The sequence below is a fragment of the Geotalea toluenoxydans JCM 15764 genome, assembly GCF_001311985.1.
Classification (GTDB): Bacteria; Desulfobacterota; Desulfuromonadia; order Geobacterales; family Geobacteraceae; genus Geotalea; species Geotalea toluenoxydans.
On the sequence record NZ_BBCJ01000016.1, the window covers coordinates 100843 to 117850 of the forward strand.

Below are 17008 nucleotides of genomic sequence, written 5' to 3' on the forward strand. Positions count from 1 at the left end.
TGATTGATTAAATTAAAAATATCCTATATTTAAATGTCAAGGGGCACTTGAAGAAATTTCCGAGCATGGCAAATGAGGTCCGTCGGTCGTTCCAGGATCAGAAACAGAGGTGGAAAGGTGAGGGTTGCAATGTACAGAAATGCCGCAGTGGCCGTTGGCCTGGTTCTCATGGCCGCCATGCTGCGTCTCCTGTTTCTGGATGAGCTGGGATCATCCTACCCTTTTGTCATTTTTTATCCTGCCGTTCTGCTGGCGGGGCTTTACGGAGGACTATCGGCCGGATTGCCGGCCACAGTATTCTCTGCCGTGTTGACCTGCTACCTTTGGGTAGATCCACGGAGGCCCCTGCCCCCGGCATATGCCGGACTGGGGAAGGATGATTGTTTTCCTTGCCTGGGGGATAGTTATTTCAGTTATCACTGAGCTCGTTCACCGTCGCCTGGCGCGCACACGCCAGCTGAAGTCCCAGGCTGAAGCCGCCCTGGCCGAGGCAAACAGCAAGCTGATGTTGGAACGGGACATTCTGCAGGCGGTGATGAATGGCGCGGGTAACTCACACCTGGCTTATCTGGACCGGGAGTTCAACTTCGTTTGCGTCAACGAGACCTATGCCCGGACCTGCGGCTACAGCCCAAAGGCGATGATCGGCAAGAACCATTTCGATCTTTACCCCCACGTGGAAAACGAAACGATCTTCGCCCGGGTTCGGGACACGGGTGAGGCGGTGCAATATCTGGATAAGCCTTTTGAATTTTCTGACAAGCCGGAACGGGGGATGACCTACTGGGATTGGGCATTGACTCCGGTCAGGGGCGTGGCCGGCAATGTGACCGGGCTGATCTTCTCCTTGTTTGAAACAACCCTTCGCAAACGAACTGAAGAGGTGCTGCGCGAGAGCGAGGAGCGCTTCCGGATCGCTTTCGAGGATAGTGCCGTGGCCATGACGATGACAACACTTGACGGCAGGATACAGAAGGTTAATCAGGCCTTTTCCAAAATGCTGGGATACAGTGAAAGTGAGCTGACCGGTCAAAGGTTCACAGAACTGACTCATTCCGACGATCTGCCTGAAAATCTCGTTGGGGTAAGAAGGCTGCTCCAAGGTGAAATAGCATCATTCCGCATGGACAAAAGATATCTGACAAGGGATGGCCGTATCGTCTGGGGCGATATGAGCACAAACTGCGTCATGGATCCTCAGGGCGTGCCGCTCTATCTTCTTACCAACATCCAGGATATTACCTCCCGCAAAGGGGCCGAGGTCAAACTGCAGGAAATGAACGAGCTTCTGGAGAAGCGGGTCATTGAACGGACCGAAGAGCTGCGGGAGAAAGATCTTCTCCTCGTGCAACAGAACCGTCTGGCTGCCATGGGGGAGATGATCAACAACATCGCCCATCAGTGGCGGCAACCGCTCAACGCTCTGGGGCTCAATGTGCAGCAGCTCAGGCTGTTTCACGAATCGGGGCAGTTGAGAAAGGATTTGCTTTATGGGGCGATAGATAATGCCATGATGCTGGTCAGGCACATGTCGGGAACCATCGATGATTTCCGGGATTTTTTCAAGCCGGACAGTGAACGGGTGGAATTTTCGGTCAAGGATGTAGTTGCCGGTGCCATAAAACTGGTCGATGCTTCTTTCAGAAGCAATGAAATCGCCATAGTAGTGAATTGTCCCGATAACCCGGTGGTGTTCGGTTACCCGAATCAATACGCCCAGGTCATCCTCAACCTGCTGGGGAATGCCAGGGACGCCTTTGACACTTGCAGGCGCAGTAATGCGAGGATCGTATTTAACCTTGGCCGCCGTGGGAATAGGTCTGTCTTGACTGTAACGGACAATGCGGGCGGCATTCCCGACGCAATCATCGACAGGGTATTTGAACCTCATTTCTCTACCAAGGGCCAAAGGGGACAGGAATCGGTTTGTTCATGGCAAAAAACATCATCGAGAGAAACATGCATGGCAGCCTCAGCGTGGTCAACGCTGGAGAGGGCGCAGAATTCAGAATCGAGGTCTGAAATGAAAACTTCAACAGGGCCGGAGCCTGATCTCAGGAAGAATCCATGTGGCCACTGCCGTCTGGAGCGCCGTGTACGGGGAGGGTAAAGGAGAATGTCGATCCTTCTCCGAAGGTCGACTCCACCCAGATCGCTCCCCCGTGCCGCTCGACGATTTTCTGGCACAGAGCCAGACCAATGCCGGTCCCCGGATACTCCTCCCTGGTGTGAAGCCGCTGAAAAATCTGAAAAATTTTGTCAAAATGGTTCGGATCGATGCCGATGCCGTTATCACTTACTGAAAAAAGCCACTCCTCCCCTTGCCTTTCCGCAGATACGTGAACCGTAGGGTGTCGTTCAGGCTTGCGGTATTTCAACCCATTGCTGATCAGGTTCTGCAGGAGCTGTTGTAACTGGAGTTCGTCCCCGATGACTGTCGGCAAATGGGCCGTTGTTACTTCCGCGCCGCTTTCTTCTATGACACCGGCCAGATTGGCTACCGCTGCGGCAAAGACCCCATTGATATCCACCCGTGTGAATTCGGCGCCGCGGGAAAGGCGCGAGTAGGATAGAAGGCCTTCGATAAGTCGCTGCATGCGTATCCCGCCATCGACAGCAAAGCCGATATACATATCCGCTTTTTCATCAAGTTGTCCATGGTACTTCTGTTTAAGCAGCTGAAGGTAGCTGATGACCATGCGGAGCGGTTCCTGCAGGTCGTGGGAAGCCACGTAGGCAAATTGTTCCAACTCCTTGTTGAGAGTGGTCAGATCGGCCGTTCGTTCAGTTACTGCACGTTCAAGCTGATCGTGGTGAGCCCTGAGATCAGCTTCGGCCCGGTGTTTTGCTTCGACCTCTGCAGAGAGTCGATCGTTGAGTCCTTCCACCCTTTCTTTTGCCTGCTTCAGGCGCTCGATCATCCCTGTATTTTCAAATCTGAGCAGCAGGGATGTCCTGTTCACCCTGTAGTTGTGCATGGATATCCGCCAGAGCAGGACGCCGAACAGGACCAGCATTGTTCCCATGGCACAGTGGAAAGCATCTTTGATGAGGAAGAAATGGATGGCCAGCGGTGTCAGGGCAGGGATGCTGAAAACGGCGTAGCCTTCCTTGATCATGCTGAAGGTTGAAGACGCTCCCGCGGCCATGCCACCGAGAACAAAAGCAATGAAGACCTGGTGGGCAAGGGTTATTTCACCAAAGGGGAAGAAACCGATCCACCCCCAGGCGACGCCGGCGATGAAAAGGCTGACAATGAACCTCTTTCTCCAGGTTTCCGCAAAATTCCAGTGCTGCTTGACGTTGCGAAACCACAGGACCAGTCCCAATCTGAGGGCGGTAACGCTCAATAGCGTTGCCCCCCAGAGAACGAGCAGTCGGAACTCCATGACGTCCTTCATGATGAAAAAAACGATCACCGAGTTAAAAAAGGTGGCAATGAATCCTATGGGGGCCAAGGCATAAATCTGCTTTACCTGTTCAGCGAGAATCTCCTCCCGGTAAGGGTTGTGGTCGGCTGTAAGCATTTCATCCGGATGATCTTGACCTGATGTCATGTGCTCTCTCGGGTGACACTGGAATGCATCATGAAGTGATTGCTTCTGCCGCAGGTAGTTTCCTGAACCTCTCTTTATATGCTAAGCTGACAAAACTGGAGCAAAGGCACCCTAAACACTTTTACACATTATTACAGGAAGAACATGACAGAACAAAAGCAGACGGTCGTGGTTACCTGCCTTGTCAGGAATTCAGCGGCAGAAATTCTCCTGATCCGGCATTTTCGCCGAGGCTGGGAGCTTCCCCAGGGCAGGGTCGAGGCAGGGGAGGCCCTGACAGCAGCAGTTCACCGGGAGGTCCTGGAGGAAACCGGAACCCTGATCGAGCTGGGACCCCTGGCAGCGGTGTGGACAAAAGTCTGCGCCCCACCGGCGACCATCTTCGGCTTTACCGGCATTTACCGCAGTGGAGAGCTTGTTCCCAGCGAGGAGACCCCGGAGGTCCGATGGTTTTCACCGAACGAGGCCCTTGACCTGGTGACCCATCAGGTCAATCGCGACCGACTGCAAACCTTGCTCTACCATTCCGGCGGAGTCATTCAGCGTGCCTATCAGGCACGCCCCTTCACAATTCTGGAACCAACCGACTCGGATAAACTTGCACTTGCTAAAATACTCCCAGCGCACACTTGACCAGGCTCCGATACCGGTTTCCAGAGGCGTGTCGACCAATAGGACAAAAGCGTCGCCTATCATCTGCTTTTCCCCTTGATTGACGACAGGGGCAGGGGATGGATAATTCTTTGGGAAGGAAAAGGGGCAGAGTTCTCAAAACGCTGCCCCTCCCTTTTATTGCCCGGAACCGTTGCCGGAACTCCCGGTTCCTGTACCGGTGCCAAAGGTGCCGCTGCCGGTTGTGCCACCTGTACCGGTGCCAAAAGTCCCACCTGTGCCGGTATCGCTGCCGAAAGTACCACCTGTTCCCGTTCCTGTATTTCCGCCGCTTCCGGTGCCGAAGGTACCGCCGGTGCCGGAGCCTGTGGTTCCGTCAGTACCTGTGCCAAAGGAACCGGTGCCGGTAGTACTGCCGGCGCCGAAACTTCCACCGGTACCTGTGCCTGTTCCGAGGGTGCTACCTGTACCGGTGCCCGATGTTCTCCCTGTGTCGGTGTCTGTTCCTGAACTACCACCCGTTCCTGTCCCCATGCTTCCGCCGCTGCCGAAAGTACCGCTGGTACCGGTCCCTGTCATTCCGTCTGTCCCCGTTCCGAATGTGCCACCGGGGCCGGTAGTGCCGGTACCAGAAGTTCCACCTGTACCGGTACCGAAGGTGCTGCCGGTCCCCGTGCCGGTCGTGCCGCCAGTACCGGTGCCGAAGGTACTGCCACCAGTGCCTGTTCCGAAGGTCCCGCCAGTACCGCTTCCTGTCGTGCTGCCGGTACCGGCGCCGAATGTTCCACTTGTACCGGTATCACCGAAGCTTCCGCTCGTACCTGTACCGCCGCCACTGCCGGTCCCCAAGCTTCCTCCCGTACCTGTTCCGGCGCCGAAGCCTCCTGTTCCGGTGCCGCCGGTCCCGAAACTGCCTCCTGAGCCAGTACCGGTAGATCCTCCTGTGCCTGAGCCGAAGCCTCCGGTGGAAAACCCCCCTGTGCCGCTTCCCATGCCGCCTATGCCTGTTCCGGCGCTGCCGGGCGAGCCTGAGCCGAAGCCGCCACTGCTGCCACTGCTGCTTCCAGCCTGTGCAAGCAGGACCTTACTGTCAGAGTTGCAGCTCACCGGCTGGCAGAATCTGCATACGCCAAAGCTGTCAACGAAACCAGGGCGGCTGCGGTCAATATCAAGCGCCTTACGGTCACCATAGTTTTACCTCCTTCAGTAGTAGTCGCCATCTCACATAAAGTTTAACCCGTCCATGATCTTATTCAAAGAATCTAATCTTGAAAAAATCCGCATACACAGACCCACAGGAAACTTTTGCTGCTTGACCGTTTACCATGATTGGGTACTCTTTAAAGATTAAAGACAATCAATTCGGCGGCGGTGGGATCATCTACGGTCTGGTGCTCCCGATGCCATATGGAGATTCGGGGTACCAAGCAGGCAACTTCAGCCCAGGCAGTATTTCCGGGACTTTCAGCGTCAGGTATTTTTTCTGATCAAGGAATTGAAGGGGCAGCGGGTGGCGCTGGCTGCCCCGGCCGATTCATGACGGGTTCAGGGGGTTTGCATCAGGCGGTAGATAATGGCGGCAATGAGAGTCAGAATGATCATGACGACGAAAACGTTGAGGAAGCTCTCCTGGTGAATCCGGTCGATGGGGCCTCCAGTCGGTGGCGGATGCGCCTTGCGATGGCTGGGAGTGGGCAGCGTTGCCGCTACCATCAGGGCGACGAGAACTCCGACAACGATGAAAACGGTGAAGGACACACCCCACATTGCCGGTCCCACCGGTTGGATCCATAGCCCCCCGGCCCAGGTGGCGAGAAAGATGATGAAGAAAAGGCCGATCAGGTCGGCATAGGCAAATTGCTTGAATCCTCTGCCAGGATGAGTGTGAGAATAAAGGCGATGATGAGCGCGAGACCGATTCCTGCGAAGAACATAAATACCTCCTTCTGCCGGAAAAAAGGCTGCAAAAGTGCTCTCACTTTGATTTTAGCAGCGACGGGCGGCAAGTCAAGGCGATGCCTGGCGGTGCGGCCTGTGAGGGCTCCGGATGAATTACCCGGCCAGTCATGAACCGGGCGCAGCATTTGAAAGGTGTCGAGTCAGCGGTATAATTGGCCTTGTTACTCTTCTTCCGCCGAGGCGCCTATGTCCTACCAGCCAATAGAAAACTACGGCATGATCGGCAACATGCGCACGGTCGCACTGGTTGGCATCAACGGCTCCATCGACTGGTACTGCCATCCCCACTTCGATTCTCCCAGCATCTTCGGTGCACTGCTGGACGACAACTGCGGGGGGCGTTTCCGCATTTCCCCCGTTGCCGAAAGAGTGAAATATAAGCAATTTTACTGGCCCTCCACCAATATCCTTATTACCCGTTTTCTCATGACCGACGGCATCGCCGAGATCGAGGACTTCATGCCCGTTGGGCCGGCCCTTGATTCCCCATGGTACCACTACATCTATCGCCGGGTGCGCTGCGTCAGGGGGGCGATGCGCTTTTCGGTCCTCTGCTGTCCGGCTTTCGATTATGGGAGAAAGCCCCATCAGGTGGCCATTGAACCTAATGGAGCCATCTTCAGGGCGGATGATTCCAGCTTTGCCCTTTCGACAGAGGTGCCGCTCCGGGTGGATGAGAAGGGGGGCGTGGGCCGGCGAGTTTCAGTTGCAAGAGGGGGAATCGCGGGTTTTTCTCTTCAAGAACGTGGACGCGGTGCAGTGCCCCTGCCCGCCGCCGGAGCAGGAGGCTGAGGAACTTTTCCAGAGTACGGTGAAATACTGGCAGAAATGGCTTTCCTCCTGCACCTACCATGGCCGCTGGCGGGAACAGGTGCAGCGGTCGGCCCTGGCGCTGAAACTGTTGACCTTTGAGCCGACCGGGGCCATCATCGCTGCCCCCACCACCAGTCTGCCCGAGGTGATAGGAGGAAGCCGCAACTGGGATTACCGCTATACCTGGCTCAGGGATGCCGCCTTTACCGTCTATGGCTTTCTGCGCATCGGCTTCGTCGCCGAGGCAGCAGCATTCGTCGACTGGCTGGAGAGTTGCGCCGCCCAGCATTTCGTGCCGGGACAATCACTGCCGGTAGTCCTGACCGTTGGTGGCGACTGCCTGCCACCAGAGCAGACCCTGGACCACTGGGAGGGCTACCGGCAGTCGGGTCCGGTCAGGATCGGCAATGCGGCAGTTTCCCAGTTTCAGAGCGACATCCACGGCGAAGTGATGGATGCCCTGTACCTGTACAACAAGTATGTCAGTCCCATCTCCTACGATGTCTGGGTGAAGATCCGCGAGCGGCTCAACTGGATCTGCGACAACTGGCGCCGGCCCGATGAAGGGATCTGGGAGATGCGCAACAGGCGGGAACACTTCATCTATTCCAAGGTCATGAACTGGGTCGCCTTGATCGGGGCCTACGACTGGCGGAAAAGCGGTCATTCCCCGCCCAGCGTAAAAAGTGGCTGGAGGAACGGGACCGCATTTACGAAGAGGTGATGAGCCAGGGGTGGAATGTGAAGCGACGGGCTTTTACCCAGTTTTACGGCAGCGACGATCTGGATGCCTCGCTGTTGATCATGCCGCTGGTGTTTTTTCTGGCTCCCACCGATCCCCGCATGCTGGGCACCATTGAAGCTATACTGGAGTATCCTAAGCATGGCGGCCTTGCCAGCGACAGCCTGGTCTACCGCTATCCCCCGGAGAGCCGCATTGACGGTTTTCCGGGGGAAGAGGGGACCTTCAACATGTGCTCATTCTGGCTGGTGGAGGCTCTGACCCGGGCCGGACGGGCCCATCCGGACAAACTGAATCAGGCGAGACTTTTGTTCGAGCGCATGCTCGGCTATGCCAACCATCTGGGCCTTTATGGGGAGCAGACCGGCTCCCAGGGGGAGGCCCTCGGCAATTTTCCCCAGGCCTTCACCCATCTTGCCTTGATCAGTGCGGCCTTTAACCTGGATCGCACCTTGAGCAGCAGATTCTGAGATGATGAAAGCCTGTTTCCTTTTTACAACCACTTGAATTTTCCCATTTTATGGAGTACTGCTAAACTGGCGAGGTAGATATGCAGAGACGTCTGCAGCAGAGGAACCGCTCCGCATCCGCGACATGAACATCGATGATTTCCCCGAGGTTTTCCACATCGGCGAGGAGGTTTTTACCGCCGAGTATTCCCAAAGCCTCTACCGCACCTGGGACGAGTACGAAATCACCACCCTCTTCAATTCCGACTCGGAACTCTGCCTGGTTGCCGAGGTGGGTGACAGGATTTGCGGTTTTGCCCTGGGGACCACGGTAAAGAAGCATCACTCTCCGTGGAAATACGGCTACCTGGTCTGGCTCGGGGTGAGCAGGAACATCCAGAAAGGAAGGGTCGGCACCAGCCTCTTTGCCGAAATGAAGCGGCGGATGAAGGACCAGGGGGTGCGCATGCTCCTTATCGATACTTCGGCCGACAACCTGCCGGCAATCCGTTTCTTCGAGAAGCACGGCTTTTCCGATATACAGGAGCATGTCTACATGTCCCTCAACCTGACCCGCAAGGCGAAAAGGAAGCCGGGAAAAAAAACATGACCGACCGCACTCAGCGAGTATGGCAGGCTATCGACCCGGGGCGGCTGCGCCGGACCTTCATCGAGATGGTGAATATCTATTCCCCGTCCGGCAAGGAAGAAGACATCCAGCTTTATCTGGAAGGCTTTTCTCCACGGCCGGTTTTGCCGTCCGCCGCCAGGAGGTTGACGAGGATCGTTACAACCTCTGTCTCACCATGGGAACCGGTGAACCTCAACTCTACCTGGTGGCCCATGTGGATACGGTGCCGGCCTGGGATCTGGAGGACTTTGGCGCCAGAGAAGAGGGTAGGATAATTTACGGCCTGGGGAGCGCCGACATGAAGGGGGGCTGCGCCGCCATGATCGAGGCATGGTTGGCTATGGCCAGTGCCCTGAAACCTGAGGAGCGTCCGCCCGTCGGGCTGCTCCTGACGGTGGGCGAGGAGGAGAATGGAGACGGCAGCGCCGCTTTTCTGGAAAACTACCATCCACCATGGGCAGTGATCGGCGAGCCGACAGGCCTTATCGCCTGCTTTGCCCATTACGGGTATATGGAGGCGGGCTTTGTCACCCGTGGCGTGCGCAGCCATTCCTCTCTGCCGGAGCTGGGGCACAATGCGTGGAATCCATGCTGCGCGTTCTGATGCACCTGGGAAGAGATCCCCTTTTTGACCGCGCCCAATCGGATATCGTATATTCAATTCGAGAAATGAGCTCCTCACGTGCCGGCTTTGTCGTGCCGGACCGTTGCGAGACCTGGATCGACCTGCACCTACCGCCTGCCCAGAACCCGGTGGTGGTTCAGGAGGCGATCCGTCGCATTGCCGCAGGCGCCGAGCTGGCAATTCCAGGGCTTGACCTGGATGTTACCTTTGATTTTGCCTCGGCCGGTTATGCCCTGGACATGAACAGCCACCTGGCGAAAACACTGGAGAACATCTACCCGGAGCTCGGCTTGAAATTGCGCCTGGATGCTTTTCGCTCCCATTCCGACGGCAACCTCTTTTTTGCCGCAGGCGCCAAACCGCTCATCCTCGGCCCCGGCGCCCTGGAGACCGCCCACACCTCGGACGAACAGGTGATATTCGATGAAGTTGCAGCCGCCGCCAGGATCTATGCCGCTCTCTGTATCGGCGCCGGTTGATCCGACCGGACATTACCAACAGGAAAGGGGGTTCCATGAACATCAGAAAGAAGATTCTTGACTATGAGTTCGAAGAGGTGCTGGATGTGAAGACCCGCGAGCTGATTCGCATCGGCTGTGCGGTGGCGGTGGGGTGTCGGACTTGATTGAAGAAACACTTCGCGGTCGCGAAGGAAGCAGGAGCAACGCGGGCTGAACTGAAAGAAGCCATTGCCTATGGCATCATCGCCCCCTCCGGGCGGGCGAAGAATTTTGCATGTCCATGGCGGAGGAACTGGAGCTGTAATTGTCGCCGAATTTTGCCGTTTTTACCGAGCAGCTGTTCAAGAAGAGACCGACCAAACGGGTATCCATCCGCCGCAACGTCCTGAACCTTTCCCTGCCGGTGCTTCTTTCCTCCCTCTTCCAGCGTTTGGTCTCCATTGTGGATATCTTCATAGTCGGCGGGCTGGGGGCTGCCGCCATTGCCGCAACGGGGCTCGGCCAGCTGCTGATCTTCGTTGTCATGACCGTATTCTGGGGGCTCGCCACCGGCGCCACCGTGGTAATCGCCCATTTGTGGGGGGGAGGCCGCCGTGCCGAGGCCAGGCGGGCTGCCTTTGCCGCCTGCCTCGCCTGTGCCGGCATGGCGATCGTCGCCTCGTTCCTCGGCTGGTATTTCGGCGAAGAACTGGCCAGATTCCTCGGGGCCAAGGAAGATGTCCTGAACTTTGCCGCCGGTTACGTGAAGCTGGTCTTTCTCTACTTCGCCTTCACCGCCGGGCTGAATATCCTTTCCGCTATCATGCACGGCGCCGGCAACACCAGGACCCCCATGGAGGGTATCATCCTCGTCAACATCCTCCATGTCCTCATTGCCTATCCGCTGGTTTATGGTAAATTCGGCTTTCCGCAGCTGGGAGTAACCGGCGCTGCTTACGCCATCAATATCTCTGAGCTGTGTGGTTTTCTCTACCTCCTGGTCCAGGCCTTGCGCAAGAACTACATCAAGATCGGCAAGCCGGATCTTCCCCTGTTCCGCAGGGTCTGGCAGGTGGGCTACCCGGTGGCGCTGGAGAGGATTGCCCAGCAGTCCGGACAGCTCTTCTATTCCAAGTTCATCATCAGTTACGGCACCGCCGCCTATGCTGCCCACCAGATCGGCCTTTCCATCGAATCGCTCTCCTTCATGCCGGGGGCGGGGATGGGCATCGCCGCATCGACACTGATGGGGCAGGCACTGCGCCCGCAAGATCAGCAGGGCACGGATCAGCCATAATGAAGCCTTGCGCCTGGCCATTATTGTCATGGCTTCATGGCTCCCTGTTCTTTTTCATGCCCCATCTGCTCATCGGCCTCTTTACCAATGACCCGGAGGTAATCGAGAAGGGCTGTGTCTTTCTCCGGCTGGTAGCCTTCGCCCAGGTGCCGCTCGCCATTTCTTTCGTCTACGCCGGAAGCCTGCGCGGTACCGGCGATACCCACTATGTCTTCCTCGTCACTCTCATTGCCATGTGGGGGATCAGGGTCCTCTTATCGTACATAGCCGCCGTTCCGCTCCACCTTTCCCTTTATATGGTCTGGGGGGTCTTTCTCCTGGACTGGCTGTTCCGCGCAACCGCCTTTGCCTGGCGCTATAAGCAGCGCGACCTGCACCAGATCGTACTTTGATGGTCCACCGAAAATAGAACTATTCCATACCGAGTGATTTACAAAGAATTCTTGATGGGGAAAAAGCGGGGAAGGACGCCGTCGGCAATGTGCTGAATTCACGCTGTGGTTCTTGAACGCTACGGGCACTAGGAACCCACTGCGGTAGCTGTCCTTTGGGCGTACCAACTTAATTTTGCAAAGGAATACTTCGCTTGACGAAGCATGTTGATAGGAGTATGTAATTAAAGTTATTCAATTTTACGTGAGAGGGACTGATGAATGCGGACTGATGGCTGATAGAGTCCCTTTTTCAAAATGATAGGCTGCTCTGCGGGAGACCTTAATCTGTTTTAGCGAAAGGAAAAATAAAACGCCCCGCTTTGCAACGAGGCGTTTTGGACGGGCGCTCTCAGGGAGCGTAGCCGGCGCAACGGAAGTTCCGTTCTTATTGTTGTAAAAAGGAACAACCGTTTCCTAAGTACACTGAGGATTATTTAACCTTGTAATGACATTTTGTCAAGGAGGAATTATGGACAAGTGTAAGTATATTCTGGGGCTGGACATTGGGACAAACTCAATAGGTTGGGCACTATTAAAGGCTGAAAAACAAGGAGTGAGGCTGGTGCCGGTTGGGATTGAGCGCGCTGGCGTTCGAATATTCGAAGCAGGGGTTGCAGGGAGCATTGAGCAAGGGCGGACAGAATCACATGCACAGTCAAGGCGTGAGGCACGTATGCTGCGACGCGGAGTCTTTCGCGATGGTCAACGGCTCAGGCGTGCATTCCGCCTGCTTCAGAAGGCGAAACTGTTGCCCGGCGATCCGAATTGTCCTTCCGAGCGGGATCGAATAATCAAGAAACTTGATGCCGAATTGCGCGAGAAGTGGGAACCAAAGCTCATAGACGAAGAGATGGATACGGCGCTGGTCAAAGTTGCTGTGCACCATAATCTACCGTATTTTCTCCGGGCGCGGGGGCTGGATGAAAAACTTGAACCATACGAAATTGGCCGTGCTTCTATCAGCTTGCCCAGCGGCGTGGGTTCAAGAGCGCTAGAAAGAATATCAAAGGAAAAGATGACGGTGAAAATGATCCGAATACGATAGAAAAGGCAGCCAAAGGATTGCAGGAGGAGATGACCAAGGTGAATGCCCGCACCATGGGCGAGTACTTTGCTAGATACAATCCTTTTGATGATTCAGGCCAGAAAATCAGGAGTCTCTACACCTTGCGCGCCATGTACGAGCAGGAATTTGAATTGCTTTGGGTGGCACAGGCAAAGCATTACCCGGATATCCTTACCCATTCGTTTCGACAAACCCTGCTTTACGATTCTTATGGTGTTTTCTGGCAACGCCCCCTCAAGTCCCAGGACCATCTTGTCGGCGACTGCACCTTGGAGGCAGGAGAAAAGCGAGCTCCCTGGGTATTGCTGGATGCCCAGCGGTTCCGTTACCTGCAGAAGCTGAACGACACCAAAGTTATTCCACCTGATGGCGGCACACCGCATGCGCTTTCGCCAGAGCAACATGCGCTTCTAGCTGCAGAGCTGGATCGGGAAGCGGCTTTGACCATGACCAGGGCCAAGGAACTGCTCGGACTGTCCAACCGCTACCGGTTCAATATGGGTGAAGGGGGTGAAACTCGTTTCGTCGGCAACCGGACAGCAGCGAGGTTTAGTGAAATTTTGGGCGACCGCTGGCCGCAGTTACCTTCCGACCAGCAGGCACGTTTGGTTGCTGATTATCTGAAATCTAAAGATTTGCCAAGTCCCATGCAACGGTCGATTACTGAACATGGCCTAGATGATAAAACAGCGAAGAAGCTGGCTGCAATCAAGCTGGAGCTGGGTTATTGTAATTTTTCACGCAAGGCACTGAAGAAACTGTTGCCGCATCTGCGGGAAGGTTTCAATCTTCACGATTCGATTGTAAATGCCTGCTACGAAAGGCCGCGACCAGCGCCGCTCGATCTGCTGCCGCCTCTCATGGACAACGAAAAAATTACTTACCCGCCGCTCTTGCAGGCATATGGCGCGCTCCGCAAAGACATCCGCAACCCGGTTGTACAGCGGGCATTGACGGAGCTTCGCAAGGTGATCAACGCCATTGTCAGACGCTACGGAAAACCGTCAGTTGTGCGGATCGAACTCGCGAGAGACATGAAAAAGAACGACGAACAGCGGCGTGAAATCTGGAAGCGCAACCGGGAGCAGGAATCGCGTCGCGACAAGGCGGCCGCCGAACTGCTGAAGGAGTGTAACATTGCCAACCCGACCCGGAGCGACATTGAAAAAGTGCTGCTATGGCAGGAGTGTGGGGGGGCGACGGCGCTTTGCCCGTACACAGGCAAGCCGATGACGCTTACCGAGCTGTTCGGCACGCACCCCAAGTTCGACATTGAGCATATCATTCCGTTCAGCATCAGCCTTGACGACTCGTTCCTTAACAAGACCCTCTGCGACGCTGACTATAACCGTCGTGTCAAGGCAAACAAAATTCCGTTCCAGCTGCCGAGCGTTGACGAAATGATTGCCCGTATTGAACGCTGGCCGAAGAGTGATACCCGCGAGTTGAAACTTGAACGGTTCAAGATGGAAGATACGGCCGACATTGAAGGTTTCATCAATTCCCAGTTGAACGACACCCGCTACGCCAGCCGTCTGGCAATGGATTACGTCAGCATGCTCTACGGTGGCAAGGTGGATGCTACCGGGCGAACCTGCGTGCAGGTGGGCAAGGGGCAGATAACCCACCACATCCGCAATGTCTGGCGTCTCAACACAATCCTGAATGATGGCGGACAGAAGAGCCGCGACGATCACCGCCACCACGCAGTTGACGCTGTCGCTATCGCCCTTACCGAACCGAAGACCATCAAGAACCTGAGTGACATTGCCAAACGGGCCAAGGATCGAGGTGAACGCTGGTTTGGCCGGGAAAAGCCGCTTTTTCCGTGGCAGAGTTTCATGCATGATGTTGTTGCGTCGATTCATGGTATGACCGTCTCACATCGGGTATCTCACAAGGTGAATACGGCCTTTCACGAACAGACCATCTACAGCCGGCAAAAGGATCATGACGGGAAGAAGTGCGTCCATATCCGTCGGACGCTTGGCGGCAACCTGCGGAAGTCAGATTTGCTCAATATCGTGGATGATCGAATCCGGCAAATCGTGTTTGAGAAGATTCGATCGCTGGGTCATAATCCTGATAAGATCGACGATGCAAAGCTGCAAAAGATGTTCGGAACTTCTGAAACGCTACCTGTGCTTCAGAGCAAGGATGGCCGCAGCATTCCGGTAAAGAAGGTTCGGGTCCGCAAAACAGAGTCAATCATTACCGTTGGCAACAATGGGCGAGAGAGAAACGTGTCACCCGGCTCGAACAGTCACATTGAGGTGTTCGAGGTAACTGATAAGAAGGGCAAGGTCAAATGGGACGGGTGGACGGTGAACAGCTTTGAGGCGTTGCAGCGTCAGAAGAGCAAACAACCGGTGGTGAACCGGATCGGCAAGGATGAAACCTGGAAATTCAAGATGTCGTTGGCAGGTGGAGACATTATCGAACTGAAGTCTGACGAGAACAAGCGGGATCTTTATGTGGTGAAAGTGGTTACAGTCACTCGGGTTGGCGGGAAAGAATATGCAAGGATTCAATACTCTGCCATCAACGATGCTTCAAAGAACCCCAAAAATGAATCTAGTCTTCTTAATCCACTTTATAACGAGCTACAATGCCGAAAGGTATTCATAACTCCCCTCGGTGACATTCATTGCGCTAATGACTGACGACAAGATCATTGATATTGCGGATTCAGTTGTCAGTCTCAATGTCCGTCTTGCCAATCTGGTCATAGACTGTGGCGATGAAATCGGTAAGACCATGGTGCCGCTTAACGAAGTGGCGGCGCTGGTTTTGTCTAATCCCCATGTCATAATGACCAATGCCGCTATTGCCGGGATTGCAGCGAGCGGAGGGATCGTTGTTGTGACAGACAGCAAATTTCAGCCTGCCGGAATGCTGCTGCCGCTGGATTCCCATTATACCCAGGGTGAGCGGTTTCGTATGCAGGCAGCGGTTGCACTGCCGGTGCAAAAGCGCATCTGGCAGCAGATTGTCCGGTCAAAGATTCAGGCTCAGGCGGCGGTGCTCAAGCGGCTGACAAATCACGACGGTGGCCTGCCCCATCTCTCGTCGCGCGTGACATCCGGCGATACGGGTAACCATGAAGCCCAGGCAGCGCAGCGCTATTGGCCGGCCGTTTTCAATAATCCTCATTTTCGGCGCAATCGAGAAGCGCCGGATCAGAACAGACTGCTTAACTACGGCTATGCCATTTTGCGGGCATTGACGGCCCGTACCATCTGTGGCGTTGGGCTGCATCCCACTTTAGGGGTGCATCACCATAATCGCTATGATCCATTCGCTCTTGCCAGCGATCTTATGGAACCGTTCCGGCCTCTGGTTGATGAAGCAGTGGCGAGGATCGTTTTTGAGCAAGGGGATGGGGTGCCTTTGGGAAAGGATGTGAAGAAATCGCTTATTTCCGGCATCACCGGTTTGATAGAGGTGGATGGCGAAACAAGGACGATCTTCAGTATCCTGGCAAAATCTGCGTCGTCACTGGTAGCGGTATATAGCGGAGAAAAGAAAAAGCTTTTCTGCCGGAGTGGTAAATGATGGCGCGACGTTATAATCGCGAAGTCTCGGGGTATGAATCCATGTGGCTTATGGCTATGTTCGATCTGCCGGTATTGACAAAAGCGGAACGGCGGGCTGCTGCACAGTTTCGCAAGATGCTCATCAAACGCGGCTTTATGATGCTCCAACTTTCGGTCTATGCCAGATTTTGCAATAGTGAGGAAGCAAGCGGCATTCACCGAAAGTATGTGAGCCTTGCACTACCGCCCAAGGGCGAGGTGAGACTAATATCCATTACTGATCGACAGTTTGCAAAAATGGAGGTCTACTTTGGGAAAAAACGACGTGAGCCGGAACCAGAGCCGGAACAAATTCTTCTGTTTTGACCGGCTTGAAAAGTTTAGACCTCCCGAACTTTCAGCTAGTTACGAGAGGCCTGAGTGTACTTAGGAAACGGTTCTTCTTCAACAACAACGCGAAGCGGCAGCGGCGAGCCTTTCAGGGAGTGTACTTAGGAAACGGTTCTTCTTCAACAACAACATACCGTCTGCATCATAGGTGATAGCCCGCAGTGTACTTAGGAAACGGTTCTTCTTCAACAACAACGAAGGTTCAGCGTGAGAACCAGCCGGAAGAAGTGTACTTAGGAAACGGTTCTTCTTCAACAACAACTTATTCCCTCACCCTGGCCCTCTCCCACAGAGTGTACTTAGGAAACGGTTCTTCTTCAACAACAACGGAGGGAAACAGCCTCCGCGCCTCTTGTGCAGTGTACTTAGGAAACGGTTCTTCTTCAACAACAACTCGTATTTGCAGCAGCAGCAGCAGCAGAGTGTACTTAGGAAACGGTTCTTCTTCAACAACAAC

At 54.9% G+C, this 17008-nt stretch carries 15 protein-coding genes, 3 pseudogenes and 1 CRISPR repeat array; of the genes and pseudogenes, 14 read left to right on the forward strand and 4 right to left on the reverse strand.

What is annotated here, in order from left to right; genetic code table 11:
* Positions 1 to 129 precede the first annotated feature (129 nt).
* Both JCM15764_RS12000 and JCM15764_RS12005 read left to right on the forward strand, forming a co-directional pair.
* Positions 130 to 423 carry a DUF4118 domain-containing protein gene (locus JCM15764_RS12000; RefSeq protein ID WP_243688853.1) on the forward strand — a complete coding sequence of 98 codons (294 nt, stop codon included), beginning with the start codon at positions 130 to 132 and terminating at the stop codon, positions 421 to 423.
* On the forward strand, positions 377 to 2110 hold the full coding sequence (locus JCM15764_RS12005; RefSeq protein ID WP_054695952.1) for a PAS domain-containing sensor histidine kinase: 1734 nt from the start codon (positions 377 to 379) through the stop codon (positions 2108 to 2110). Before JCM15764_RS12000 ends, JCM15764_RS12005 begins: the two co-directional genes overlap by 47 nt.
* Here JCM15764_RS12005 and JCM15764_RS12010 read toward each other — a convergent pair.
* Positions 2055 to 3557, reverse strand: coding sequence for a sensor histidine kinase (locus JCM15764_RS12010; RefSeq protein WP_243688854.1), 1503 nt, complete (start codon positions 3555 to 3557; stop codon positions 2055 to 2057). The two genes, JCM15764_RS12005 and JCM15764_RS12010, sit on opposite strands and share 56 nt — an antisense overlap.
* A 144-nt stretch (positions 3558 to 3701) precedes the next feature.
* On the opposite strand from JCM15764_RS12010, the gene JCM15764_RS12015 reads away from it, so the two are divergent.
* Positions 3702 to 4190, forward strand: a complete 489-nt coding sequence (locus JCM15764_RS12015; RefSeq protein WP_054695957.1) for an NUDIX hydrolase — start codon at positions 3702 to 3704, stop codon at positions 4188 to 4190.
* A gap of 156 nt (positions 4191 to 4346) precedes the next feature.
* Here JCM15764_RS12015 and JCM15764_RS12020 read toward each other — a convergent pair whose 3' ends face one another.
* The 3 genes from JCM15764_RS12020 to JCM15764_RS12030 all read right to left on the reverse strand — a co-directional run bounded on the left by JCM15764_RS12020 (position 4347) and on the right by JCM15764_RS12030 (position 6253).
* Positions 4347 to 5276, reverse strand: coding sequence for a hypothetical protein (locus JCM15764_RS12020; RefSeq protein WP_054695959.1), 930 nt, complete (start codon positions 5274 to 5276; stop codon positions 4347 to 4349).
* Between the two features lie 438 nt (positions 5277 to 5714).
* On the reverse strand, positions 5715 to 5948 hold the full coding sequence (locus JCM15764_RS12025) for a hypothetical protein (RefSeq protein ID WP_243688855.1): 234 nt from the start codon (positions 5946 to 5948) through the stop codon (positions 5715 to 5717).
* Between the two features lie 59 nt (positions 5949 to 6007).
* Positions 6008 to 6253, reverse strand: a complete 246-nt coding sequence (locus JCM15764_RS12030; protein WP_054695965.1) for a hypothetical protein — start codon at positions 6251 to 6253, stop codon at positions 6008 to 6010.
* Between the two features lie 61 nt (positions 6254 to 6314).
* On the opposite strand from JCM15764_RS12030, the gene JCM15764_RS29800 reads away from it, so the two are divergent.
* The 11 genes and pseudogenes from JCM15764_RS29800 to cas2 all read left to right on the forward strand — a co-directional run bounded on the left by JCM15764_RS29800 (position 6315) and on the right by cas2 (position 16527).
* On the forward strand, positions 6315 to 6920 hold the full coding sequence (locus tag JCM15764_RS29800; RefSeq protein ID WP_243688856.1) for a trehalase-like domain-containing protein: 606 nt from the start codon (positions 6315 to 6317) through the stop codon (positions 6918 to 6920).
* A pseudogene (locus JCM15764_RS12035) lies at positions 6802 to 8153 on the forward strand (glycoside hydrolase family 15 protein). The gene JCM15764_RS29800 and the pseudogene JCM15764_RS12035 overlap by 119 nt, the downstream one beginning before the upstream one ends.
* Positions 8154 to 8277: 124 nt before the next feature.
* Entirely contained in the window at positions 8278 to 8742 is a 465-nt protein-coding gene (locus JCM15764_RS12040) for a GNAT family N-acetyltransferase (protein ID WP_054695968.1), read from the forward strand.
* A 19-nt stretch (positions 8743 to 8761) separates the two neighbouring features.
* Positions 8762 to 9367, forward strand: coding sequence for a M20/M25/M40 family metallo-hydrolase (locus tag JCM15764_RS29805; protein WP_243688857.1), 606 nt, complete (start codon positions 8762 to 8764; stop codon positions 9365 to 9367).
* Positions 9352 to 9867 (forward strand): M20/M25/M40 family metallo-hydrolase, encoded by a 516-nt coding sequence (locus JCM15764_RS29810; RefSeq protein ID WP_243688858.1) that lies wholly within the window; start codon positions 9352 to 9354, stop codon positions 9865 to 9867. Before JCM15764_RS29805 ends, JCM15764_RS29810 begins: the two co-directional genes overlap by 16 nt.
* A 35-nt stretch (positions 9868 to 9902) precedes the next feature.
* Positions 9903 to 10153 (forward strand): annotated as a pseudogene (locus JCM15764_RS26740) (GSU3128 family (seleno)protein).
* Positions 10154 to 11517, forward strand: a pseudogene (locus JCM15764_RS12050) (MATE family efflux transporter). It begins immediately after the preceding pseudogene.
* Positions 11518 to 12028: 511 nt separating this feature from the next.
* Positions 12029 to 12604 (forward strand): hypothetical protein, encoded by a 576-nt coding sequence (locus tag JCM15764_RS12055; protein ID WP_054695971.1) that lies wholly within the window; start codon positions 12029 to 12031, stop codon positions 12602 to 12604.
* Entirely contained in the window at positions 12562 to 15288 is a 2727-nt protein-coding gene (cas9, locus tag JCM15764_RS12060; protein WP_243688865.1) for a type II CRISPR RNA-guided endonuclease Cas9, read from the forward strand. Before JCM15764_RS12055 ends, cas9 begins: the two co-directional genes overlap by 43 nt.
* Positions 15281 to 16180, forward strand: coding sequence for a type II CRISPR-associated endonuclease Cas1 (gene cas1 / locus JCM15764_RS12065; RefSeq protein WP_054695977.1), 900 nt, complete (start codon positions 15281 to 15283; stop codon positions 16178 to 16180). Before cas9 ends, cas1 begins: the two co-directional genes overlap by 8 nt.
* Positions 16177 to 16527, forward strand: coding sequence for a CRISPR-associated endonuclease Cas2 (gene cas2, locus JCM15764_RS12070; RefSeq protein ID WP_243688859.1), 351 nt, complete (start codon positions 16177 to 16179; stop codon positions 16525 to 16527). The genes cas1 and cas2 overlap by 4 nt, the downstream gene beginning before the upstream one ends.
* Positions 16528 to 16580: 53 nt before the next feature.
* A CRISPR array of direct repeats spans positions 16581 to 17008; the repeat unit is 36 nt; unit sequence AGTGTACTTAGGAAACGGTTCTTCTTCAACAACAAC.